This is a genomic window from Anabaena sp. TISTR 8404, from assembly GCF_056847745.1.
On the sequence record NZ_CP180578.1, the window covers coordinates 337,547 to 361,250 of the forward strand.

Annotated in this window: 22 protein-coding genes; 16 read left to right on the plus strand and 6 right to left on the minus strand. The window is 40.6% G+C overall.

Annotated elements, in window-relative coordinates; all coding sequences use genetic code 11:
• Nucleotides 1-168: 168 nt before the first annotated feature.
• Nucleotides 169-912, plus strand: coding sequence for an ABC transporter ATP-binding protein (locus tag ACMX3D_RS01575; protein WP_482749745.1), 744 nt, complete (start codon nucleotides 169-171; stop codon nucleotides 910-912).
• A gap of 140 nt (nucleotides 913-1,052) precedes the next feature.
• Nucleotides 1,053-2,699, plus strand: coding sequence for an ArnT family glycosyltransferase (locus ACMX3D_RS01580; RefSeq protein ID WP_482749746.1), 1,647 nt, complete (start codon nucleotides 1,053-1,055; stop codon nucleotides 2,697-2,699).
• 281 nt (nucleotides 2,700-2,980) lie between these two features.
• Here ACMX3D_RS01580 and moeB read toward each other — a convergent pair whose 3' ends face one another.
• The 4 genes from moeB to ACMX3D_RS01600 all read right to left on the minus strand — a co-directional run bounded on the left by moeB (nucleotide 2,981) and on the right by ACMX3D_RS01600 (nucleotide 5,947).
• Complete coding sequence (gene moeB, locus ACMX3D_RS01585) at nucleotides 2,981-4,153, minus strand: molybdopterin-synthase adenylyltransferase MoeB (RefSeq protein WP_482749747.1); 1,173 nt, start codon at nucleotides 4,151-4,153, stop codon at nucleotides 2,981-2,983.
• 62 nt (nucleotides 4,154-4,215) lie between these two features.
• The gene (locus ACMX3D_RS01590; RefSeq protein WP_482749748.1) at nucleotides 4,216-4,692 is read right to left on the minus strand and encodes a M67 family metallopeptidase; all 477 of its coding nucleotides are present in this window, start codon (nucleotides 4,690-4,692) and stop codon (nucleotides 4,216-4,218) included.
• Entirely contained in the window at nucleotides 4,689-5,048 is a 360-nt protein-coding gene (locus ACMX3D_RS01595; protein WP_482749749.1) for a four helix bundle protein, read from the minus strand. Before ACMX3D_RS01595 ends, ACMX3D_RS01590 begins: the two co-directional genes overlap by 4 nt.
• A gap of 164 nt (nucleotides 5,049-5,212) precedes the next feature.
• Entirely contained in the window at nucleotides 5,213-5,947 is a 735-nt protein-coding gene (locus tag ACMX3D_RS01600; protein WP_482749750.1) for a carbonic anhydrase, read from the minus strand.
• Between the two features lie 1,180 nt (nucleotides 5,948-7,127).
• Here ACMX3D_RS01600 and ACMX3D_RS01605 point away from each other — a divergent pair.
• From ACMX3D_RS01605 to ACMX3D_RS01670, 14 genes are all read left to right on the plus strand, one after another.
• Nucleotides 7,128-8,480, plus strand: a complete 1,353-nt coding sequence (locus tag ACMX3D_RS01605; RefSeq protein WP_482749751.1) for a lactonase family protein — start codon at nucleotides 7,128-7,130, stop codon at nucleotides 8,478-8,480.
• A gap of 608 nt (nucleotides 8,481-9,088) precedes the next feature.
• A complete protein-coding gene (locus ACMX3D_RS01610) occupies nucleotides 9,089-9,556 on the plus strand; it encodes a putative quinol monooxygenase (RefSeq protein ID WP_482749752.1) in 468 nt (155 codons plus the stop codon).
• A 20-nt stretch (nucleotides 9,557-9,576) separates the two neighbouring features.
• Nucleotides 9,577-9,915, plus strand: coding sequence for a carboxymuconolactone decarboxylase family protein (locus ACMX3D_RS01615; RefSeq protein ID WP_482749753.1), 339 nt, complete (start codon nucleotides 9,577-9,579; stop codon nucleotides 9,913-9,915).
• An 88-nt stretch (nucleotides 9,916-10,003) separates the two neighbouring features.
• Nucleotides 10,004-10,780 (plus strand): enoyl-CoA hydratase/isomerase family protein, encoded by a 777-nt coding sequence (locus ACMX3D_RS01620; protein ID WP_482749754.1) that lies wholly within the window; start codon nucleotides 10,004-10,006, stop codon nucleotides 10,778-10,780.
• Between the two features lie 366 nt (nucleotides 10,781-11,146).
• The gene (locus tag ACMX3D_RS01625) at nucleotides 11,147-11,938 is read left to right on the plus strand and encodes an SDR family oxidoreductase (protein WP_482749755.1); all 792 of its coding nucleotides are present in this window, start codon (nucleotides 11,147-11,149) and stop codon (nucleotides 11,936-11,938) included.
• A 250-nt stretch (nucleotides 11,939-12,188) separates the two neighbouring features.
• The gene (locus tag ACMX3D_RS01630) at nucleotides 12,189-13,310 is read left to right on the plus strand and encodes a Vgb family protein (RefSeq protein WP_482749756.1); all 1,122 of its coding nucleotides are present in this window, start codon (nucleotides 12,189-12,191) and stop codon (nucleotides 13,308-13,310) included.
• Nucleotides 13,311-13,474: 164 nt separating this feature from the next.
• Nucleotides 13,475-14,041 (plus strand): hypothetical protein, encoded by a 567-nt coding sequence (locus ACMX3D_RS01635; protein WP_482749757.1) that lies wholly within the window; start codon nucleotides 13,475-13,477, stop codon nucleotides 14,039-14,041.
• 207 nt (nucleotides 14,042-14,248) lie between these two features.
• Nucleotides 14,249-14,920 (plus strand): DJ-1/PfpI family protein, encoded by a 672-nt coding sequence (locus ACMX3D_RS01640; protein ID WP_482749758.1) that lies wholly within the window; start codon nucleotides 14,249-14,251, stop codon nucleotides 14,918-14,920.
• Between the two features lie 70 nt (nucleotides 14,921-14,990).
• Nucleotides 14,991-16,817, plus strand: a complete 1,827-nt coding sequence (locus ACMX3D_RS01645) for an AGE family epimerase/isomerase (RefSeq protein ID WP_482749759.1) — start codon at nucleotides 14,991-14,993, stop codon at nucleotides 16,815-16,817.
• A 63-nt stretch (nucleotides 16,818-16,880) separates the two neighbouring features.
• Entirely contained in the window at nucleotides 16,881-17,213 is a 333-nt protein-coding gene (locus ACMX3D_RS01650) for an anti-sigma factor antagonist (RefSeq protein ID WP_482749760.1), read from the plus strand.
• Between the two features lie 197 nt (nucleotides 17,214-17,410).
• Nucleotides 17,411-18,781 (plus strand): PP2C family protein-serine/threonine phosphatase, encoded by a 1,371-nt coding sequence (locus tag ACMX3D_RS01655; protein WP_482749761.1) that lies wholly within the window; start codon nucleotides 17,411-17,413, stop codon nucleotides 18,779-18,781.
• Nucleotides 18,782-19,032: 251 nt separating this feature from the next.
• Nucleotides 19,033-21,153: a glycogen debranching protein GlgX gene (glgX, locus tag ACMX3D_RS01660; protein ID WP_482749762.1), complete on the plus strand. Its 2,121-nt coding sequence runs from the start codon at nucleotides 19,033-19,035 to the stop codon at nucleotides 21,151-21,153.
• A gap of 49 nt (nucleotides 21,154-21,202) precedes the next feature.
• Nucleotides 21,203-21,541 carry an anti-sigma factor antagonist gene (locus ACMX3D_RS01665; protein WP_482749763.1) on the plus strand — a complete coding sequence of 113 codons (339 nt, stop codon included), beginning with the start codon at nucleotides 21,203-21,205 and terminating at the stop codon, nucleotides 21,539-21,541.
• Between the two features lie 129 nt (nucleotides 21,542-21,670).
• Nucleotides 21,671-22,096 carry an ATP-binding protein gene (locus tag ACMX3D_RS01670; RefSeq protein ID WP_482749764.1) on the plus strand — a complete coding sequence of 142 codons (426 nt, stop codon included), beginning with the start codon at nucleotides 21,671-21,673 and terminating at the stop codon, nucleotides 22,094-22,096.
• Between the two features lie 199 nt (nucleotides 22,097-22,295).
• Here the strand turns inward: ACMX3D_RS01670 and ACMX3D_RS01675 are convergent, their stop codons facing one another.
• A complete protein-coding gene (locus ACMX3D_RS01675) occupies nucleotides 22,296-22,724 on the minus strand; it encodes a GFA family protein (protein WP_482749765.1) in 429 nt (142 codons plus the stop codon).
• 41 nt (nucleotides 22,725-22,765) lie between these two features.
• Nucleotides 22,766-23,665, minus strand: coding sequence for a LysR family transcriptional regulator (locus ACMX3D_RS01680; protein WP_482749766.1), 900 nt, complete (start codon nucleotides 23,663-23,665; stop codon nucleotides 22,766-22,768).
• Nucleotides 23,666-23,704 lie beyond the last annotated feature (39 nt).

The window sequence follows — 23,704 nt, forward strand, 5'->3', positions numbered from 1 at the left end:
TGAACATAGGTAAAAGACCTATGTTTTTTTCTTTCCAGGGGTTATGGTAAATAAAATTTACGCGTAGACGGTCTGCGGCTTGTCGTACTCCTTACGGAAAAGCAAGCTACGCGCAGCGTCCCGCACAGAAGACATCGCATTATAAAATTTGATTAATTTAAGGATTGTATGTCAGGTTCAGTTAATAACTCTGCCCCATTACTAGAAGTCAAAAATGTCCATGCTGGTTACATCAAAGATGTCGATATTTTGCAAGGTGTCAACTTTCGGGTAGAACCTGGAGAATTAGTGACAGTGATTGGCCCCAACGGTGCGGGGAAATCTACCTTGGCAAAGACAATTTTTGGGCTTTTAACACCGCATACAGGCACAATTACCTTTAAGGGCGAGAATATTGCTGGACTGAAGTCAAATCAAATCGTCAAGAAAGGTATGTGCTATGTACCACAAATTGCCAATGTTTTCCCTTCTTTGAGTGTGGAAGAAAATTTAGAAATGGGGGCGTTTGTAAGTAATGCGCCGCTCAAACCCATCAAAGATAAAATATTTGCCATGTTTCCGAAGTTGAGCGATCGCCGTCGTCAACGGGCGGGTACACTCTCAGGTGGGGAACGACAAATGCTGGCAATGGGCAAAGCATTAATGTTAGAACCCAGTTTATTACTGTTAGACGAACCGTCTGCGGCTTTATCCCCAATTCTTGTCACCCAAGTATTTGAGCAGATTAAACAAATTAATCAGAGTGGTACTGCGATCGTACTTGTAGAACAAAATGCTCGTAAAGCCCTAGAAATGGCTCATCGTGGTTATGTCCTAGAGTCGGGACGCGATGCGATTTCTGGCCCTGGTCAACAATTATTAACAGACCCAAAAGTGGGTGAATTGTATTTGGGTGCAGGTAAAGGTCATTAAAAAAGAACTTAGAATTCAGAATTCTGAAGTCAGAATCAATGATTGAGTAGTTTTTTAAGAGATTCTTGGAATTTGGTATTTATTTAAGCAAACTGGAGTTTATGATTTGGGGTGCATACTTAAAAACAAAATATAAATAAATGCACATAGCTCAAAAGTGGTTGACTAGAAAACCTCATCAATCAGTACTTTTTTTGTTAGTCGGAGGATTGTTGTTTCGAGCCACAATTGCTTTTTGGCTTTACCCTACCTTTGATGAAGCATACTATTACCTTTACAGTTTGCATCTTAACTGGAGCTATTTTGATCATCCAGCGATGGTTGCTCTCACTACTGGCTTTGGGCCTTGGTTAACTGGAGAAGTATCACAATTTACCATTCGTCTAGGAGCGATACTTTGCTATACAGGCAGTTTGGTATTCTTATATCTGACTAGTAAGAAAATATTTTCTGCCAAGGCTGCTGCTTTTACTTTGGCAATTGCCACCATCAGCCCAATTTTTCAAATTGGCTTTGGTATTCTGAGTTTACCCGATAGTCCATTAATCTTTTTCTGGTCGGCTAGTTTATATTGTGCCGTAGCTGAATTTCTCCGTCAGCCATTAAAAGGTGAATCTTGTCACTCTAATTCATATATTCCTAGTTACCGTTTAGCCATTTTAGGTATTTTGGTCGGTTTAGCCTGCAATAGCAAGTATCATGGGTTTATTTTGGGGCTAGGGTTAGTTGGTTTTTGTTTAAGCAGCCCACAGCATCGGGTTATTGTGCGATCGCCTTGGGCATGGCTAAGTTTAGGATTATTTATGATCACCATCTCCCCAATTGTGTTGTGGAATATGCAGCATGATTGGGTATCGTTTAGTTTTCAATCAGAACGAGCCGTACCTAAAACTGGCTACAATTTCCTGAATGTATTATTAGTTTATTTAACTCAGGTAGCCTACTTATTCCCAAGCATAGGATTTCCTCTGTGGCATATAAGTTTGCAACCAGTGCTAAGAAAAATTAATCAAATTTTTTCTAAGAAAATACTTTCTTACAAAGATGATTCAAATACAGCAAAACTGTTAATTCTATGGGTTTCCCTACCCTTAATTTTAGGATTCACCTTTATTGGAGGATATAGGCAAATTCTGCCAGCTTGGGCAATGCCAGGATTTTGGGGAATCACATTATTACTAGGACAACAAGCTGTTATTTGGGAGCAGAAATCCCGGCGTTGGGTAAAGCGATGGCTCTTCGGTTCGGGAATTATGGTGGCTAGTATCGTTCTAATTTTACTGCTGCAATTGACACTTGGAATTTTACAAAAACCTAGTCAATATGCTTTGATGGGCGGATTCTTGCCTGTTAATAATGATCCTTCTACAGAATTAATTGATATTCAGCAACTACGACGTAGTTTTAATGAATCTGCAATTTTGAAAACTGCGCTACAAAATTCTAGTTTTATCTTCACCAATCGCTATTATTTAGCTGGCCCAATTGCCATGTCTTTACAACCTTTAGCGCAAATTCCCATCACTTGCTTTGATATTGGTAACGATATACGTGGCTTTGCTTTTTGGTCTAAGGCTGAACAATGGGTAGGAAAAGACGCATTGTATATTACTACTGCGCCTTTTAATTTGAGACAAGACTTAATGGCTAGTTATCGCAATCATTTTCGCAGCTTGGATGAGATTGAAAAAATTGTCATTCGACGCGGTGGTGTGGCTGTTAACGTTGTTTATGTTTACAAGGCCAAGACACTTCTCAAACCCTATCCCCGTTCTTACGGGATATAAAACAATACGGTTCAGTTAAGAAATTTTCCTGTAGAAACAAGGGAACAGGGAACAGGGAATAGTAAAAGACAAAAAAACTTATCTGAACTGTATTGGGATATAAAAATAAGGCATTGCTAAATTAGGGGATGAAATTTCCAGTACTCAACTATTCAACTCTTTATTCTCTCTGCGCCTCTGCGTGAGAAAATTCATCCCACATTTATGCAACGCCAAAAATAAAAATGGGAAGTAACATAAATTACTTCCCTCATCTTCTCTGTCTTCTCTACGGTGAATTGTTAATATTCAGGAACTGAAGGATCGACTTCCCGACTCCATGCGGTAATACCGCCTTTGACATTTGTACCAGTAATACCTGCTTCCTTCAGAATGCTGAGGGCTTTAGCAGAGCGACCGCCCATCTTACAATGAGCAATCAAACGATGACCGTTGAGGATTTCTTTTACCTTAGCTACGCCATCGCCATTTTCGATATCTGGTAATGGTACTAAAACCGAACCAGGAATCTTAGCAATGTCGTATTCGTGAGGGTTACGCACATCCAACAATACAAAATCTTTTGCACCGCTATCTAGCAATGCTTTCAACTCTGTAACGGTCATTTCCGCAATTTCTTGCTGCTGTTTTGCTTCCTCTGCCTTAGCTTGGGGAATACCGCAGAATTGTTCGTAGTCTATCAGCTTTTCAATAACTGGGCGAATGGGGTTAGGACGCAGTTTCAATTCCCGGAATTTCATATCCAAGGCGTTGTACAGCAACAGTCGTCCACTTAAAGTATTGCCATTTCCGAGAATGATTTTGACAGTTTCCGTGGCTTGGATAACACCTATAATTCCCGGCAAAATTCCCAACACGCCGCCTTCTGCACAGGAGGGAACCATTCCTGGTGGTGGTGGTTCTGGATACAAGTCGCGGTAGTTTGGCCCGCCTTCGTAGTTAAACACCGTTGCTTGGCCTTCAAAACGGAAAATTGAACCGTAAACATTGGGCTTGTTCAGCAACACACAAGCATCATTAACTAGATATCTGGTGGGGAAGTTATCAGTACCATCCACCACGATATCGTAAGGCCGAATAATATCGAGGGCGTTTTCGGAACTCAGGCGAGTTTCGTATAAATCAACCTGACAATGAGGGTTAATTTCGTGAATGCGGTTTTTTGCTGATTCAATTTTGGGTTTACCTACCCAAGAAGTACCGTGAATAACTTGACGTTGCAGGTTAGAAGTATCAACAACATCAAAATCCACAATACCGATGCGTCCAACACCTGCGGCTGCTAAATATAACAGCAGTGGCGCACCGAGACCGCCTGTACCGATACACAGTACACTAGCCGCTTTCAGGCGTTTTTGTCCCTCTACCCCGACTTCTGGCAAAATCAGGTGGCGGGAATAACGTTCGTAGTCGTCTTTAGTCAGCTGGATTTCTTCCAGATTGGGATTTAACATAGCAGTTTTGCTGTGGACGAGCGGATCATTAATCCTATCGAAAAACGATGTCTTTATTTAACTTAAGTAGTTAAATTTATGGTATCAATTGCTTCTGGTTGAAACTGATGATTGTCGTCAAGACTCCAACTTAGGAGTTCACCAGCTTTGCCATTTTGAACGGAAACTATTATATACGAGTATGCTGGCCAAGCATACTGGCGATCGCATTCTGAAGGAATCGCAGGGTGGTCAGGATGGGAGTGATAAATACCGATAATATTTAAAGCCTTATCCCGCGCTGTTTTTTGTACTTGTAACATAACTTGGGGTGCGATCGCATATCGTTGTGTTTCGCTGTATTGGGTTTCGTTGCTGGCGAAGTTTTCCGACTCAGCACTCCAAGCGTTTTCTGCGGGGATGATTTCTACGACCGTTTTGGTTTGGTTGTCTAGATAACCAAGGATAATACCGCAGCATTCGTCAGGGTAGGCGCTTTCGGCGTGGCTGCGGATAATTGAGATGTGTTCTGGGAGGAGATGAATAACTGCTTTATTCAAAAATTTCGACTCTGCTTGTCAATAAACGACACTAAAAGTTGCTTGACTTCGACTACACTGCTAATCAGGCGATCGTAATCAGATGAATTGAGCATATCTAACTCATAACAGAGCAGCAGATAATATTCGACTTCAATGGCTGCATCCTTTGCCAACTGAAGCAAGTTTATTTGTTCGGTCTTATCTTCGCGATCGCATCCTTGGGCTATTTTAATCGGAATAGCTGCACAGGCTAAACGAATTTGCTGTGTTATTCCTAATAATTCTGTTTCTGGAAAGGTTCTCGTAATTTCATAGATAGCGACTGTGAGTTCATGGGCTTTTTCCCACTCTGGTAATTCTCTAAACTCTGTCATTTTCTAGTTAATCTCATCTAAATGAATAGGGTGAGCCATAGTCGTACCCATCCTAAATAATATCTACTCTTCTTTTTGTAATTATGTCCACTCAGCAACTCAAATTGACTATAATCTGAAGCTGTTAAAATTTTGCAATCTTTATTGACAAGCAGAGGAACAAATCAAGCTACCAATGTGACTTTTCCTGTTGCTATCTCATAACGACCACCAGCAATTTTTAGTTTCTTTTCTTTGATCAGGCCTTTTAAGATTGTTGAGCTTTCTTCTAACCTTTTTACCTGATATTGAACATTAGCGATTACAGAATTCTCTTCTAAATTACCTGGTTTATTTCTCACCATTTCTACGGCTGGTTTTATTTCTTCCACAAAAGCACCAATTCTCCCAGGAAGAGGATCACCTTTAACAGCAGCTGTGACTGCACCACATTTTGTATGTCCTAAAACTACTATTAATGGCGCACCTAATACAGCTGTGGCAAATTCTAAGCTGCCAATAGCTTCTGGGCTAACAATATTACCAGCAACCCGTACAATAAATAAGTCTCCAAATCCCTGATCAAAAACAATTTCGGCTGGAACTCTAGAATCTCCACAGCCTAGTATTGCTGCAAACGGATACTGTCCCTGGGCAATTTCTTGTAAACGCAATTTTGATTGATTTGGATTCATGCGTTTATCTTCTACAAATCTTTGATTACCTTCTATTAATCTTTTTAAAGCGGCTTGGGGATCTACTTCTTGAGGCTTTAGCTCAGGATTAGATGGTTTTTGGGCAATAGCTTGTTCTTCTGGCCAAACTACACTACTAGCGGCACTCGCACCAATAGCAACACTACTTACACCTGCTAATTTCAAAAAATTACGCCGCCCCACAAATCCATTAATTCTGCTCATGAATCTACCTCACTCCCAACAATAAACTTAGACTAAGTTGCTGTGTTTCAAATCAAGTTAAATTCCATTACCTTAGGGCGCGATCGCTCAATAGCATATCGTGTCTTTAAGGTAAAGATAAATTAATTGATGTAACTTAGTAATTTTCAATCTTTGGTATTTACTGAAATATATCAGAGTGATGTATGGCAGTTAAACTCAAGTTCCATATAAGAATAATATGGATATGTGTGGGTTTAGTCTATGGTTAGTATTCAGCTAGTAACTTAATCACAACGGCAGTAATTGCAACTATGTATTTTACGCAAATCTTAATATACAGATGATGGAGCTTGAAGCCGCACAAGCCCAACAAACAGGACGTATCCGAGTAATTTTACAGGACAGGACAACGTCCTGATATATCTGTCTAAAGAGGTACAGCAATTATGGCCAAAGTGAGAAGACATGAGGTTATATATCTTCTTTCTACCTCAATATTGTTCCGAAATGAAGCCGATTGAACTTAGGTAAGGTCATTACTTTTATTTTTAAGCAAACACCATGATGTTTGGCTAAAAAAGCTCCCTGTTGTTGAAATAAAGTCACAGACTAGAATGATTGATAAGTGTTTACATATCCTAAATCTAACTTATAAATTTAGAAGAATTGTATCATATATAAATTTATATATTAATATTAAATACTAAATGTTTACTTTTATTAAACAAGCGGTTTTTTAGTTAATTAAAAATTTATGGTTATTGCCAGTCTTAAGATTTTTTTTATGAAAAAAATCAGGAAAATGCTGGTAGAATTTTTCTGCGCTTAATAAGCGTATGAGTGCTGCTTCTTTAAGATTTCTACTGTTCTGTCAATAGAGATAAGCATATACAACGATATTTACGCAAAATCTATTTGCGTAAACTCTTGCAATTGCCGTAAATGCTTATTTAATGAGTTTAGAAGAAACTCTGAATAATTGCTATGCAAATAAAGCTTGATAATTAAAATCTCTATCAAGTGAACATACTATTTTTCCACTACTCTATTTGCCAGTATCTATCGGGACTGAAAACTTAAAGGTGTTCTAGAAATGTTGAACAATTTTTGTCAAACGCCCAATCCATAATCTGGATTTAAACCAGAGTTAACACCATATCTAAAACACCTCTTGCCGATAATTAATTAGGAGAAATTCATGATGCCCGTTCAAAGCACTCGCCTAGCTAAACACTGGCTTCGCATAATTTGCTTTATCACTGGTTTCACAGCTGCCTTACTTGTAGGTGCATTTCTCAGTTACTCTGCCCACGCATACCACATATATCGGCCTCCTCAGACTAGTATTGTCTATACAGAAAGCAACATTCCAACCGAAAATGGTAATTCTATTCTTGGCTTTCTGCGTGATGTCAATGGCAACCTAAAACCATTACCCACTTCCCCCTTTCCTACTGGGGGCGCGGGTATCGCTCCTGATCCTGCATTTACAACTCTGCAAATCTTTAGCTCAGATCAGAATATTATCGTCAATCCTGAACATACCCGTCTTTTTGCTGTCAACTCCGGATCGAACACCATCGCTGTTTTTGACATTGATCCCGATGGCAGTCTTTCTCCAGTGCCTGGTTCTCCATTCCCTTCAGGTGGAACAAACCCAGTCAGCGTGGGTCTGGCAAATGATTTGCTTTTTGTGGTCAATAAGAATCGAGATCCTCAGAACCCATCTCAAGAAGCAAGTTCTTCCCTGCCTAACTATACTGTCTTCCGTGTCACTCCCAGAGGCAGGCTCATTCCAGTTCCTTGGTCTACTGTCTCACTTCCACTAGGCTCTGACCCAACTCAAGCACTGGTTTCAACAAACAAACAGCTGCTATTTGGTGCAGACCAATTTGCTGGTGTGCTTCGGTCTTTTAGGATTTTGCCGCAGGGTCGCTTGTTAGAAAGCCCGAATTCACCACTACCGCTTCCTGCATCAGAATTTGTTGGAACTGGCAGACCGCCTGTACCACTGGGACTTCAAGTTCACCCCAGACTGCCAATTTTGTATGTTGGTTTTGTGACAATCAATAGATTAGGAGTCTACAGCTACAATCCAACTACAGGGGCGCTAAACTTTCTCAAGACCGTACCGAATTCTGGCCAGGCACCCTGCTGGATCATTACTAACAAAGCTGGAACCCGTCTTTACACAACAAACAGTGTTGACAACAGTGTGACTGTTTATAATCTTGCAGATCCAACCACACCAGTACAGATTCAAAGAGTGAGACTTAACGGAGTTGGTAGTGCAGTCCAACTAGCTCTAGACGAAACAGAATCATTTCTGCAAGTTGTTGACCGCCGCAACTCACCCAATACAGTTGAGGGCAATGGACTACATATACTCAAGGTGAATCAGGATGGCACTTTAAATGAGGTAGATTCCTCGCCGCTCCCACTCCCATCAGTTGAGAATAGCTTCTCACAAGGCATTGCTGTGCTGACAAATAGAAAACTTACTTTACCAGTGTGGATATGGAAACCTGTGAAATTTTGGTGGCAATGGTGACTACTAAACTAATCAGAACTAACGCACAAAGATTGTCTGTGGAGATTGGGTTTAGGGGTGAAAGGGTTCTGGATACATACACCCCTCCACCCTTACACCCTTGCTCAAACCCTTGATTTTTCGTCTCCAGAGTTAATCCTACTAATACTGTGGGCGATCGCACAGTACTGCCTAACTTACCAGAGGAGATTGATCAGCATAATTTGGTTGCTCAGGTATTATCAGGAGTATCTATGCAGCAAAGGTAAAACCTTCACCCCTGTACCAAGGCGACTTAATCATAAGTCTTTCACCGAACACGATAACGAGGTGTGAACGCTATAATTCCACCTCCTAGCCACAAATTCAACAACATCCAAACAATAAAACAATAGTCCTATCCCAAAAATGAAAATCTGCGTCGGGTGACCCAAGTTGGACGCATTTCTAATTTCATATTGAATTGGTGTGTCATTTTTTTCATTCATGCAACAAAGCCTATCTTACCTGTACTTCTAGAATGCAACAGGAGATCAGGCAGGGAATGTAATTGAGAACCAATGTCTACATAAGTGTTGAAATTGTCAGACTAGATAGCTCCAAAAACAATTCTTAACAGGATGTTAATTATGTTGAATCAAATATTTGCCAATTCTGAGGAAATAGTTAAATTTTTTGTTGAAATATTGTTTATTTCTTTTATTGTTTTAAGCGCTATCTTGATAAATTATGTGATGAGTAAACAACAAGCAAAAACTACAATACAAAAAATCGAAGTGCCGCTAGTAGTGGCTGCAAGATTCAAGATAAAACCTGATAAAAGAGAAGAATTTATCGAGCATTCGCTTTCTGTTGTAGAGCCGACGATTGCAGAGACAGGGGTGATTAGCTACAGTTTCTATGAAGATTTAAATCTCAAAAATCACTTTATATTTTTTGAAGAATGGAAGAGCCGAGAAGCACTTGAGTTTCACCTTAAAACTCCTTATTTAGAAAGACTGATGCAAAAATTTCCTGAGTTTATTAATGGAGAGCCAAACATTAGAGTATATGAAGTTAACAAAGTAGATTATGCACTGCCATCTACTACAAATTAATGTAATATTTTGAGGATATTATGGTTGACAAAAATGCAGTTCTAGACGATAAAGAACTTCAGAAGGCCTTAAAAAACATCAATCCAAAATTTGGTGATTTTTGCACTCGTGTAGCAGGTGAAGCGTGGGGTCTGCCGTTAATTGACCAAAAAACCAAAGCTTTGATCACGATCGCAGTTGATGTTGTGAATCAGGATCAAGTAGGGCCGGGTAGCCCTTTTGCCGCTCATGTCAATATGGCGATTAAGCAAGGGGCGACTCGCGAGGAAATCGAGGAAATCCTGCTATTCATGTGTGTTTATGCAGGCTTCAATAAAGCTGCTGGTTGTTTTGGCACCCTCAATGAGATTTTTGGTTAACCCGCATAGTATGTGGTACGGAGGCCTTTGTGATTGACCAAAATCAGCAGATTGTGTTGGCTTATATATACTTTGGAGAATTGCCACAATGATGACTTTAACTCAAACTCAACCCGCTTATTTCAGCAAATACGAAAACCTACACTTCTACCGTGATGAAAATGGAATTCTGGAAGTCAGAATGCACACCAATAATGGGCCTTTTGTCTTTACTGGACAAACTCACAGAGAATTTCCCGATGCTTTCTATGACATCAGCCGCGATCGCGACAATCGAGTCGTCATTTTGACTGGTACAGGAGATTCCTGGATGGCTCAAATTGACTTCAACAGTCTAGGCGATGTCACCAATCCGCGTGAGTGGGACAAGACTTATTGGGAAGGCAAGAAAGTATTGCAAAACCTACTCGATATTGAAGTTCCCATGATCTCAGCAGTCAATGGCCCTGCCCTCCTGCACAGCGAATACATCCTCACGACAGATATTATTCTCGCGTCGGAGAATGCAACCTTTCAGGATATGCCGCACCTGAATGCAGGGATAGTTCCAGGTGATGGCGTACATGTGCTGTGGCCATTGGTATTAGGCCCCTCTCGCGGACGTTACTTCTTGCTGACTCAAGAAACGCTAACTGCCCAAAAAGCCTATGAATTAGGAGTTGTCAATGAGGTTCTGCCGTCTTCTAGACTTATGGAACGTGCGTGGGAGTTGGCTAGACAATTAGCAAAACAACCAACCCTGACTTTGCGCTACACCCGTGTTGCCCTAACCCAACGACTGAAGCGCCTAGTCAACGAAGGCATAGGATATGGTCTAGCAATGGAAGGAATTACTGCAACTGACCTCCGCTACGCTCAACAATAAAGAGTGCTGAGTGCTGAGTTAACGTGAATTCGACAGACCTCTCCCTACCAGCCTCTCTCTCTCCTAAAAGGCGTTTGCATAGGGTCTCCGTCAGGAGAGGAAGGAGCAATGAACAATGAGGTTTTACTCCCCTCTCTTTGTAGGAAAGGGGCTGGGGGTGAGGTCAAAAAAGCCCTCATCGGACTCACGTTGAGTTAAAAGAACTCAGTACTTTTTTCCTTACTCAGCAATGCAACCCTAAAAGCCTGTCAAAAAACAACTTTTAGTATTTCCTATCTAGGAAGCTGAATGAGAAAACATTTCTCATGCAATCAAGCCAAGGTTGTTTTTTAACAAGGTCTAAGTTGAATTTGTGAGCGGACAACTATGAATAACTCTTTTGCACAGACATTACGCGATCGCTGGACACTACAGGGAAAAAAAGCTTTGATTACCGGAGCAACCAAGGGGATTGGACTGGCGATCGCAGTTGAGTTTCTCGGACTGGGTGCGGAGGTGATGATTGTTGCCCGTAATTCGGAAGCAGTTGAGGAATTGCTGAAGTCCTGGCAATCTCAAGGATGGTTAGCACATGGCATTGCTGCTGATGTGGCAACACCCACTGGTCGTCAGATGATTATTGACCAAGTTGGCGAGAAGTTGTCCGGACTGGATATTCTCATCAATAATGTGGGGACGAATATCCGGAAGAAAGTGGTGGAATACACATCTGATGAGTATGACTACATCTTTGAGACTAATTTGACCTCTGTGTTTGAAATGTGCCGACTGGTTCATCCATTGCTGAAAGCTGGCGAAAACAGCAGCATTGTGAATGTGGGTTCCGTCGCTGGATTAACCTCAATTCGCACCGGCACACCTTATGGAATGACTAAAGCAGCACTTGTACAACTAACTAAATCCTTAGCTGTAGAATGGGCAGGCGATCGCATCCGAGTCAATACCGTTGCACCCTGGTTTATTCGTACACCACTCACTGAACCCTTATTGAACAACCCAGAAGTTTTGACTTCAGTTCTAGCTAATACTCCCTTAAAGCGAGTTGGTGAACCAGAGGAAGTTGCAGGTTTAGTAGCATTTCTGTGTATGCCCATCGCAACTTACATCACCGGGCAGTGCATTGCAGTAGATGGAGGATTTCTCTCATTTGGCTTTTAAATCAATACTGAACCATTTTGTTGTTTGATGGTTCTCGCCACTTTGTAAAAACTACAAAGGTGAGTAACATTCGTAACGCTTCGGACTCTGGAGACTGAGGAAGTTATAGAAATTTCTTGACACCATGTCTGGCTAATCAGTTGTTATTCGATGTATCTGTGTAGGAACAACAAAACTCTCTATCTTTCATCCTTGCACCCTGCGGTCGGACACGATATTCAACCTTCCAAAAATCGTCAGGATAGATATCATGATTAATGCTCGCACTTCGACGAATGACCGATTTTACTCATTGTACAAAGATGCCTTGTTGCCACATTGGAAAGGTTGTTTAGGTTGGGTAAGTTGTTTAGCAACAACGATTTTTCTGAATACACTACCAGCACATGCAGCTGTACTCCGGTCAGACTTAGTGGTTACTAGTGCTGCTAACAATGGGAATAATCAAGTACTGCGATTTGATGGGCAGACTGGCAGATTACTAGGGCAATTTACCGTTGGCGGTGGGGTAACTGACCCTAGAGATATTCTCTTAAGAGAACCAGGAGGAGAGGTTGTTTATGTTAACAGCGGAGATAACAGAGTTCTGACCTACAACTCCACAACAGGAGCTTTCTTAGGAACATTCGCTTCTTTCCCTAATCTCAATCCTGGTGGTTCCGTATTTGGCCCGGACGGTAATTATTATGTAGGCGCTCGTTCCCTGCGTACTATCGTGCGCTTCAATGGACAAACAGGGGAATTCATTGATAACTTTATCCCACCAAATCTAGTAGCATTTCCCAGAGGATTCACATTTGGGCTAAATGGTAACCTTTATTTGGGAAATGGAGCCGACCCCACTACCGGCACTGGTGGAGGTACGATTTTACAATTCAACGGTCAAACTGGAGAGCTACTAAACGCTAATTTTGTTAACGACCCTGAGCTTAGTCCACTAGATCTCATAACTGGCCCAGATGGCGACATCTATGTCAGTAGTGAATTCCCATTTGGCAATAATAACTCTGTTGGTACTGTTCGCCGTTATGACAGCCAAACCGGAGACTTGTTAGCTGTCCTCGATGCTGGCGTAGACGAACAAGGAAGACCGAGGCTAAGTCGTCCCAGAGGTATAGGCTTTGGGCCAGATAATAACCTCTACGTTAGTAGCACTGGTACAGGAAGTGTTGTCCGCTTCAATGGAACTACAGGAGAATTTATTGATGTCTTCGCTCAATATCCGAATTTGAATGGTCAGGCTCTAGCTTTCGTCCCCAGCCAAGCTACGGCTACTGTTGATGAACCCAAGAATTTAGTGGGTTTGTTAGTTTTAGCAGCATTCGGTGTTCCAGCAGTATTGAAACATAAGCGTTCAATGGAATTGCTCTAATTATTTGTCGTAATTCCTAGCTACTCCAGGCATCCTCAAAACTGCTACCAGCAAAAACCTTTGAGGACTTTTATTAAAGCTGATAAAAGTCAATATCAATTTCCATCAATATTGCTTGGATAACTTGCATAAATAAATTCCAATTATTCTCAAGGAGAAAAAGCATGATTAAGCGGATTAACTACTACAAAGAACTAGCTGCCGACTATTCACGTCCTGGGTTAGTTGCGGATGACATCAAGCAAAAACTGATTCAGCTAGGTGAAAAGTTTGCGCAGATGAAAGAAGCTGTAGTACCACAGATTGGTATTGATTATCCACTAGAACAAATAGAACAAGAAAATAAAGAATGGTGGCCTACTCATTGTGAAGCACTACGACAAGGTAGAGGTGATATTTTGACCGACGAATATCGCCAAGACTTGGTATACTTCTGTCAAGATGGCCCATTTTATGGACTAGAAGAACAAAAAGAACGAGAACAACATTGGTGGGCTTTAATCGCACAACCTAATGTCACAATGTGTTGGCCAATAGTCCAGTTTTGGGGTGAATTCGTTCACTTTGAATGGAAATGTGAAGACGATGAAACTAATGAAACTCTTGCCAAAGGTATGGTTTGTTGGGTAAGACGAGGACATCGTGGTGGTTGTTATTTTAAGAGTGAACAATTAACTTTCTACCGAGATGTATTTGCTGCACCTGAGTTAGTAAAACTGATTACTCTTTGAAGAAGAATTCAGAAGTCAGACATCAGAATCCAGAATCAATATAGTAGTGGATTCATCCCCGATACTAATTAAAGACATCCAAATTTTCAATTTGGAGGAAGTTTTAACCTCGTTTATTCATTCACCGTCGCAAAGTCATAAATTCTGAGTTCTGGTTTCTGATTCCTGAATTCTATTCCAACAACAATAATATTCAAGGTAATTGATATGACATCTCAACCTTTTCAAGGTGTAGTAAATAGTAAAATTGGGCAACCAATCAAAGGCAAAATTGCTGTTTTAATTGAAGAGCATTTTGACCAAACTGAATTTCGTAAATTCAATGAATATTTTCCTCAAGAAGGCTATCAAGTAGAGTATGCTTCTCATCTTTGGGGTAATCCGCAGTTAACTTTTGGTAGTAACCCAGATACGGGTATAGTTGAAGATCACGTAATAGTCACAACAGAAATAAATGATATCCATCCAGGGGATTACAAAGGCGTAATTTGTATTGGTGCTTATGCTATGGATCGCTTAAGATATCAAGTTTCTGTAAAAAAAGGACAGAAAAATCAAGCGCCTGCTGTCGTCTTTTTGAGAAAAGCTATGGCTACAGAAAATTTAAAAATAGGCACGATTTGCCATAGTTTATGGCTTTTATGTGCTGATTCTAGTTTGTTGAAAAATCGGCAAGTAACCTGTGCGCATAACATTATATGTGATGTCGAAAATGCAGGTGCTGAAATTATCTATGAAGGTGATGCAACGGCGGAATTAGTTATAGATGGCCATTTAATTACAGGCAAACATCCGGGAATGGTTGATAAGTTTATGGAGGTATTTATCGCAGAGATTGAAAAACATACGCCTAGACAAGCAGTTGCTTCTAAAGCATAACCATACTCGCTATAGAAACTACAACTAGTATGAGTTTCTACGTTTTTATCCAATTATGTTGGGATAAATTATGGAACGCATGAGTTTTTCTTTTTCTGATGCGATCGCAGGCTATGTCACTCATTTTAATCGCAGTGAAAAAAGCTTTGGCATCAAAACATCAGATGGACGGGAGTATCAAGCATATCTCACCCCTACCACTTGGGGTCGGATTACACAAAATTTAGCAGAATCTTATATCGACGCTACCCAAAGGCTGGCCGAAATTCTCACTTCTGGTCAGCATATCTTTGCTTATGGCATTTTTTACCCACAAAATGATAGTCATAAATTTGAAGTTAAATCCTTGGTTTTTCCAGGTGATGCGCCTGGTAAATATCGTCATGAAGAACCAGATTGGTGGATTAAGCAAGTCCGTTCAATTGCTGACAGTTACTTGTATTGGCAGTTTAATTATCCTCAAGATGAAATCGATTATCGAGATTATCGCACCTTCTTGAGAGTCACTGGGGTGAAAAAGCGTGCTGACGACTACTTACAAGAAACTGATACCATTTCCCGTTTAGTATATGGTTTTGCCTCTGCTTACCTGATGACCGGAGAAGACCGCTTTCTCGAAGGTGCAGAAAAAGGTACAGAATATCTGCGTGAACACATGCGGTTTTACGATCCCGATGAAGATTTAATTTACTGGTATCACGGCATCAAAGTTACAGGCAATCGAGAGCAAAAACTCCTCACCTCAGAATTTAACGACGACTACGATGCTATTCCTGCTTACGAACAAATCTATGCCTTGGCTGGGCCAATTCAAACTTACCGCATCACTGGTGATCCGCGCATTCTCAAAGATGCAGACATGACCATAGATTTGTTTGACAGATTCTTCTTAGATCCTAAATTTGGGGGCTATTTCTCTCATATCGACCCCATCACCTTAGATCCGCGAGCCGAATCTCTAGGTCATAATCGTGGGCGCAAAAATTGGAACTCTGTTGGAGATCACGCTCCCGCCTATTTGATTAACTTGTGGTTAGCAACCGGCAAACAAAAATATGCCGATATGCTGGAGTACACCTTTGATACCATCGAAAAATACTTTCCAGACTACGACAATAGCCCCTTTGTTCAAGAGAAGTTTTATGAAGATTGGAGTCATGATACAACCTGGGGTTGGCAGCAAAACCGAGCCGTAATTGGGCATAACTTAAAAATTGCCTGGAACTTGATGCGGATGCAAAGCCTCAAACCTAAAGAACAATACCTGAATTTGGCAGAAAAAATTGCCCAAATTATGCCCACAGTTGGTAGCGATACTCAACGAGGTGGCTGGTATGATGTTGTTGAACGGATTTTAGCTAAAGGAGAAGAACAACATCGCTTAGTCTGGCACGATCGCAAAGCTTGGTGGCAGCAAGAACAAGCTATTTTGGCCTATCTCATCCTGCACGGCATTACTAAAAATTCTGAATATCTGCGTCATGCCCATGAAGCAGCAGCATTCTACAATGCCCATTTCCTCGACCACGATGACGGCGGAATTTACTTCAATACCCTAGCCAGTGGTTTACCATTTTTGATGGGTACTGAAAGATTTAAAGGTAGCCACTCTATGAGTGGTTATCACTCAACCGAACTGTGCTATCTATCGGCAGTTTACACAAATTTGTTAATAGCTAAACAGCCAATGGATTTTTACTTCCAGCCTTTACCAGGTGGTTTTCGGGATAATATCTTGCGAGTTTCGCCAGATATTTTACCCCCAGGAAGCATCAAGATTAGTCAATGCGAAATCGATGGCGAACCTTACTTAAACTTTGATGCTGAGGCCTTGACAGTCACACTGCCAGACACACAAACCAGAGTAAAAGTTAAAGTGCAAATTAGCCCTCAATAGGTAATTTAATTTGAGATTTTAGATTTTGGATTGGCTAAGTTCTTAAGTCGGGATAAGTAATTCATGGACATAAATATCAATACAGTTAAAGATGTGACAGTGATCGATATAACGGGTGAAGTAGATGCCAGTACAGCACCAACTGTACAAACAAAAATTATTCCCTTAGCTCAACCTGGAACTAAGCTTCTCCTGAATATGGCCAAAGTTCCTTATATGTCTAGTGCAGGCTTTAGATTGCTGCTGTGTTTGTATCGACAGGTAACTGCTAAAGACGGACGGCTAGTATTAGTAGGACTTTCTGAAGAGATTCGGGATACTATGATTGTGACCGGATTTCTCAATTTTTTTGCAACTTGCGAAAATTTAGAGTCAGGACTAGCGGCTCTGAGCTAACCGTGGCAATTTTAGCAAAATATATTTCGATATCATTAGGTATTTTGCGAATTTACATAGTAGCTGAGTGTATTACTACAGAAGAGAGTCATTTACTAAAAAGACTTTCTCTATGAAGTTGATTGTCAAGATCAGTCTTCAGCATCTGAATTGACAATTAAAAAATTCCTACCTGATGACTATCAACTAAAATAGCTATGCAAGTTCAACATGAATCAACAGAAGAATTAATCAGCAAAATAGCACTGATGCAGCAAGAAATCAGCGAACTGAGAATCGCCAAAATAGCACTTGATGCCCAAACACAAATGCTAGAAAAGCTCATCGAAATGGCTGAAACTCCAGAACTAGAACATGTTCTTAAAGTAACTTTAGAGCAAGTTGTAGATATTTCTATTCAGGCGACCGGTGCTGAGTGCAGTTACCTTGTATTGCTCAATGAAAATGGGGTCATTAAAGATAAAATTTTCAAACACCTTTATTTAGATTCATTAGAGCAACAACATTTGATTCATTGTGTGCTTGAGCAAGTATATTTTAGCTGGGTCGTTAGCAACCGTGTAGTAACAGCAATTTCAGATACTCTTCAAGATCAACGCTTAAAAATCTGTCCTGATTGTCCTCCGTTTGCTCGCTCAATACTCAGCGTACCAATCTTTAAACAAGGACAATTACTCGGTATTCTGACCTTGATGCACTCCCAACCAGAGTTCTTCAATGCCGCATCAGTCAGTATGATGCAAATGATGGCTAAACAAATCGCTTTAGCCATAGAGTATGCTCGATTTTACGGTCAACTAGAAACTTATTCCTACGCTCTCAAACTTGATTTAGAACAAGGTCGGCAGATACAGCAAAATTTTCTCCCCCAACCATTACCGGGTTTGACAGGATGGGAATTCGCCTCCTTTTTCCAACCTGCCCGTCAACTGGGTGGCGATTTCTACGATACTTTTCTACTACCCAATGGCAGTATTGGGTTAGTAATTGGCGATGTCTGCGATAAAGGAGTTGGAGCCGCGCTGTTTATGGGTTTGTTCCGCAGTTTACTGAGAATTTTTTCTGAGCAAACCTATAGTAATGCCAACATCAGTCCTACTCAAGCTGTGATGTTAACTAACAATTACATAGCCCAAAACCACAGCGAGTTATGTATGTTTGCCACCATCTTTTTTGGAGTGCTTGACCCAACCACAGGTTTATTAACCTACGTGAATGCTGGGCATGAACCACCAATTATTCTGGGTTCATCTGGTGTCAAAGAGCGACTCAAACCAACAGGGCCTTGTGTGGGGCCAATATACAACGTCAATTTTCAAGAAAAGCAAGTCCAACTCAAACCAGGCGACATCATTCTTGGTTATTCAGATGGGGTTCCCGATGCGCGGTCTCCCCAAGGTGATTTCTTCACCGAGCGACGATTATTATCCTTACTAGAAGAACCTGCTCCTAATGCCATTGCCCTTGTAGACCGGATTAAAAAGCAACTAGAGTCTCACGTATCAGAAGCAGATCCGTTTGATGACATCACGATTTTAGCTGTTCAACAACTAGCTCCTCCAGGTTAACGTGAATACGACGTAAATAAAAAACCCCTCTCCAAACCTCTCCCCCACAGAGAGAGGCTTTGAAACCCTAATTTTTTCGTAAAAAATCAAAATATTTCTTCCCCTCTCCGCCTCGGAGAGGGGTTGGGGAGAGGTTCATCGAACTCACGTCAGGTTATTAATTATTAGCCATTACAAAAAAACTTCATTCCTGCTGTTTATCTCTCCTCGCTTTCTCATTTTCCCAGCCCCAAAATCCACCATGTACTTCTATGGAACTGCGAATCGATACACATCCAACCCATACTTACAGCAATTTTAAGCTGCGGCGTGGGCGACCGTTTCCTTTTGGTGCGACTTTAGTACCAGGAGGCGTTAACTTTTCGATTTTTTCTAGTCATGCCAAATCTTGTACGTTAGTGCTATTTAAAAAGCACGCACTTGAACCAATGATAGAAATTCCCTTTGCAGAGGAATTTCGCATAGGTTTCGTCTACAGTATGGTGGTATTTGATTTAGATTATGAAAATATCGAATACGGTTACAGGATGGATGGTTTATTCAATCCCCAAGAAGGTCACTGGTTTGACAAAACTAAAATCCTGGTAGATCCTTACGCCAAGGTCATCGGCGGTCGAGATATTTGGGGAAAAGCACCAAATAAAGATGATAATTACCAGCATCGCGCCCGTCTTGCTGTTGACGATTTTGATTGGGAAGATGACCATCCTCTAGAAATTCCACCAGAGGATCAGATTATCTATGAAATGCATGTTCGTGGTTTTACCCATGATTCTTCTTCTGGAGTCAAGCATCCAGGAACCTTTGCAGGTATCCGCGAAAAAATTACTTACCTGAAACAACTGGGTATCAACGCTATTGAATTGATGCCTATTTATGAATTTGATGAGTTTGAAAACAGCCGCCTCAATCCCCAAACGGGAGAGATGTTGTTAAATTATTGGGGTTACAGTACTGTTGGCTTTTTTGCGCCCAAGGCTGGTTATGCAGCTACAGGTAAATTCGGGATGCAAGTAGATGAACTCAAAGCTTTAATTAAGGAATTGCACAAAAATGGCATTGAAGTAATTCTAGATGTTGTTTTTAACCATACTGCGGAAGGAAACGAGTATGGCCCTTACATTTCGTTTCGTGGGATTGACAACAAAACTTACTATATGCTGACTCCAGATGGGTATTATTTGAACTTTTCTGGTTGTGGTAATACCTTGAATTGTAACAACCCTATTGTTCGCAGTATTGTTTTAGATTGTCTGCGGTACTGGGCGGCAGAATATCACATTGATGGCTTCCGTTTTGATTTGGCATCAATTTTAGGGCGAGATCCATCAGGTGCGCCGCTACAAAATCCACCATTGTTGGAAACTCTAGCATTTGACCCGATTTTAGGTAAGTGTAAACTTATTGCTGAGGCTTGGGATGCAGGCGGACTTTATCAGGTAGGTTCTTTCCCGGCTTTTGGTCGTTGGGCAGAATGGAATGGCAAATATCGTGACTGTATTCGCAAATTCCTCAAAGGTGATGCGGGACAAGTAGGGGAGATGGCGCAAAGACTGCAAGGTTCACCTGATCTTTATGCTTGGGAAGGTCGCGGCCCAGCAACATCGATTAACTTTGTTACTTGCCATGATGGCTTTACTTTGATGGATTTGGTTTCGTATAACAGTAAGCACAACGAAGCCAATGGTGAGAATAATAACGACGGTAGCAACGATAACTACAGTTGGAACTGTGGTTGGGAAGGTTCTACTGATGATTTAGATATTAATGCTTTGCGAAAGCGGCAAATTAAAAATGCTGTGGCGATGTTAATGGTTAGCCAAGGTGTGCCGATGATTTTGATGGGGGATGAAATGGGACGCACACAGAATGGTAACAACAATACTTATTGCCACGACAATGAATTAAATTGGTTGGATTGGAGATTGTCAGAAATTAATAGCGATTTGTTGCGTTTTTTTCAAAATTGCATTGCTTTTCGTAAACTTCATCCTGTGCTGCGAAATCGTTACTATTTCCAAAACCAAGATTATGTAGGTAGTGGCTACGCTGACATTACTTGGCATGGAACGCAAGCTTGGAATGCTGATTGGTCTGATGATAGTCGGATTCTCGCATTTATGCTGTGCGGCAAACATGCTCAGCACGAAAAGGTTGTTGATAACTATATTTATGTCGCTATTAATATGAGTTGGCAGACACACTGGTTTGAAATCCCAGAATTGCCAACAGGAATGAAGTGGTATGTCTTTGCTAATACTAATGCCATTCCACCAGAGGATAGTTGGGAACCTGGTACAGAGCAGATTTTGGCTAATCAGCAAGGATTACTTATCGGCGATCGCTCCGTAGTTATTCTAGTAGGCAAGTGATTTGGAATCAAGAATTCAAATTTTAATTCTCAAAAAGTAGGAAAAGATCATGTCATTCAACACAACATTAAAAATCAAAGAACCTACGGCTATAATCACTGTTTCTGGAGAATTGGATGCTAGTTCTGCACCACTTTTCCAGACGGAAGTGGAGAAAGCTGCGGCGGTACATCCTGAAAAACTGATTCTGATGACGCAGAAGTTGGATTATATGTCCAGTGCTGGTTTACGAGTGCTGCTTTTTGCTAAGCAAAAAATGGGAGCTAATGTTGATATATATATGGTAGGACTACAAGAGCAGGTAGTCGAAACTTTGAAGAAAACAGGATTTGATCAAGCAGTGATTCTTGTAGATGAATATATTGATGAACAAGTATTCTCAAACTAAGAATCACTGATCAATAAAGTTTGTAACATACTGACAAAGTACAACGGTATTAGTAGTCCCTACTCATCATTTGGGCTGTATTAAGGATTACACAGCCCAATGTATTTTTTAGTATACTAACTACACACTATGGAACCTTTAATTGTATCTGGGACTTTAGAATCATTAAAAGCGATCGCAGAATATGTTATGACAGCAGCATCTGTCGCAGGGTTGGATAAAAAAACTGCTTACAACTTACGTTTGGCAGTAGATGAAATTGCGACCAATGCTATTGTCTATGGTTATCAAAAAGCAACACTCCCAGGTTTCTTAACTGTGCAAGCACATCTTGACGAGCAATGTTTAAAAATTTCTTTGGAAGATACTGGTGAACTCTACGATCCCACTCAAAAACCAGCCCCAAAAAATTTGTATCAGCCTTTAGAACAAAGGTCAGAAGGAGGCTTGGGAATTTACTTGACTATGCAAAGTGTTGATCAATTTATTTATGAACGAGTTGGAGAGCGCAATCGTAACATCTTTATCGTGCATCGAAATCATGCTAAATGTTGATTGATAATGAGTTGCACTCAGAAATAGTAGTTTGGGCTAAGGGTAGAAAGTAAGAAATTATGTCTGAATGCAACTTAGTGGCGTGGCAAGATTAGTATAGTACAATAATAGAAATATATCCGCGTTTATCTGCATTTATTTGCAGTTAATTTTTTAATTCTATTGTATTGTTTTAATCCGGTCACGCCAGTAAAAAATATCAAGCTGTTGGTGGAGCAAATTCAGCAAAAACTTCTGCTCCTGTCAGATTTTTTGTCTCATTTGCAAAGCAATAATAGGCAGGCTTTTCATCAATAAATATTTGATGATCAAACACAAAATCTTGCGGTTGATCAAATAACCCAATAGGCATAAAGTACTGCTTATTTTGTTTCAATCTATAAAATAGGTGAGTGCCGCATTGATTGCAAAAGCCGCGTTCAGCCCACGCAGATGAACTAAATACACTAATATTCTCATTACCTTCAAACAAAACTTCACTACCGCAATCTACCGCTAATAAGGGGCCACCTCCCCATTTTCTACACATTTGACAATGGCATCCGCCAATGTTGTGATTCATTGTCTTGACAAAGATACGAGTTGCTCCACACAAGCAGCTTCCTTTTCCTTCATATTTATCAGACATATTTCTCTCCATTCATGTTTTAATTTTTTGCTAAAGATGGATTAGATAGTCATGTTCTCATTTTTAAATTGTTGAGTAAATTGTACAAAATTCTCAACAACAGGTGTTAAATTGTCTTGATGCCAAATGACAGCAGTTTCGATTACAGGTACTTCTTCTACAATAGGACGATAAACTACACCAGACCTTTGAAGATTTTGTAGAGAAGATGGGATAACAGCCACACCCATTCCAGCCGATACTAATCCAATAATTGTTTGCATTTGAATCGCTTCTTGAGTAATGTTAGGTTGGAAATCTGCCTGCTGAAAAAGACTTATGATGCGCTCATAAAGTCCTGGTGCTAGATAACGGGGAAACATGATTAAAGGTTCACTGAGAAGCGATCGCACCTGAATGCGTTCTTTTTGAGTTAATGTATGAGTTGAAGGCAAAGCTACAACTAAGGTTTCAAAGTAAATACATTGATAAGACAGTGTGTGATCTTCTAAAGGTGGATGAGCAAAACCCACTTGAATTCGAGAATCTCTGAGTGCTTGTTCCTGTTGACTTGTCGTTAATTCCAGTAAGACTAGTTCTACTTCCCAAAATTGTTGGCGAAATTCTCGCAAAATTAAGGGTAATAAATGGTAAATTACTAAACTAGTAAATCCTATTCTTAATTGACCTGTTTGCCCTCTGCCAATTTTTTGAGTCAGTGCTACTGCTGTTTCTAGTTGCTTTAGTAGTCCATAAGCTTCTTGCAAAAAAACTTTACCTGCTTCTGTTAGCTGTACTTGTCGCTTAGTTTTACGATGAAAAAGTTGTACTCCTAGTTCGGCTTCTAGCTGCTGAAGTTGTTGACTCAAAGGCGGTTGAGCTATGTGCAGTCTTGCGGCGGCTTTACTGAAATGTAATTCCTCGGCTACAGCAATAAAGTAGCGCAGGTGTCGCAGTTCCATTTTTTTTGATACTTTATAAGTCTCAATTTTAAAGAAATA

Coding starts and splice junctions, on each gene's coding strand:
- glgX (WP_482749762.1), top strand. CDS start 19,033: ATGGAACTGCGAATCGATACACATCCAACCCATACTTACAGCAATTTT.
- ACMX3D_RS01640 (WP_482749758.1), top strand. CDS start 14,249: ATGACATCTCAACCTTTTCAAGGTGTAGTAAATAGTAAAATTGGGCAA.
- ACMX3D_RS01665 (WP_482749763.1), top strand. CDS start 21,203: ATGTCATTCAACACAACATTAAAAATCAAAGAACCTACGGCTATAATC.
- ACMX3D_RS01630 (WP_482749756.1), top strand. CDS start 12,189: ATGATTAATGCTCGCACTTCGACGAATGACCGATTTTACTCATTGTAC.
- ACMX3D_RS01615 (WP_482749753.1), top strand. CDS start 9,577: ATGGTTGACAAAAATGCAGTTCTAGACGATAAAGAACTTCAGAAGGCC.
- ACMX3D_RS01625 (WP_482749755.1), top strand. CDS start 11,147: ATGAATAACTCTTTTGCACAGACATTACGCGATCGCTGGACACTACAG.
- ACMX3D_RS01645 (WP_482749759.1), top strand. CDS start 14,991: ATGGAACGCATGAGTTTTTCTTTTTCTGATGCGATCGCAGGCTATGTC.
- ACMX3D_RS01650 (WP_482749760.1), top strand. CDS start 16,881: ATGGACATAAATATCAATACAGTTAAAGATGTGACAGTGATCGATATA.
- ACMX3D_RS01680 (WP_482749766.1), bottom strand. CDS start 23,665: ATGGAACTGCGACACCTGCGCTACTTTATTGCTGTAGCCGAGGAATTA.
- ACMX3D_RS01605 (WP_482749751.1), top strand. CDS start 7,128: ATGATGCCCGTTCAAAGCACTCGCCTAGCTAAACACTGGCTTCGCATA.
- ACMX3D_RS01610 (WP_482749752.1), top strand. CDS start 9,089: ATGTTGAATCAAATATTTGCCAATTCTGAGGAAATAGTTAAATTTTTT.
- ACMX3D_RS01635 (WP_482749757.1), top strand. CDS start 13,475: ATGATTAAGCGGATTAACTACTACAAAGAACTAGCTGCCGACTATTCA.
- ACMX3D_RS01670 (WP_482749764.1), top strand. CDS start 21,671: ATGGAACCTTTAATTGTATCTGGGACTTTAGAATCATTAAAAGCGATC.
- moeB (WP_482749747.1), bottom strand. CDS start 4,153: ATGTTAAATCCCAATCTGGAAGAAATCCAGCTGACTAAAGACGACTAC.
- ACMX3D_RS01620 (WP_482749754.1), top strand. CDS start 10,004: ATGATGACTTTAACTCAAACTCAACCCGCTTATTTCAGCAAATACGAA.
- ACMX3D_RS01575 (WP_482749745.1), top strand. CDS start 169: ATGTCAGGTTCAGTTAATAACTCTGCCCCATTACTAGAAGTCAAAAAT.
- ACMX3D_RS01600 (WP_482749750.1), bottom strand. CDS start 5,947: ATGAGCAGAATTAATGGATTTGTGGGGCGGCGTAATTTTTTGAAATTA.
- ACMX3D_RS01595 (WP_482749749.1), bottom strand. CDS start 5,048: ATGACAGAGTTTAGAGAATTACCAGAGTGGGAAAAAGCCCATGAACTC.
- ACMX3D_RS01655 (WP_482749761.1), top strand. CDS start 17,411: ATGCAAGTTCAACATGAATCAACAGAAGAATTAATCAGCAAAATAGCA.
- ACMX3D_RS01675 (WP_482749765.1), bottom strand. CDS start 22,724: ATGTCTGATAAATATGAAGGAAAAGGAAGCTGCTTGTGTGGAGCAACT.
- ACMX3D_RS01580 (WP_482749746.1), top strand. CDS start 1,053: ATGCACATAGCTCAAAAGTGGTTGACTAGAAAACCTCATCAATCAGTA.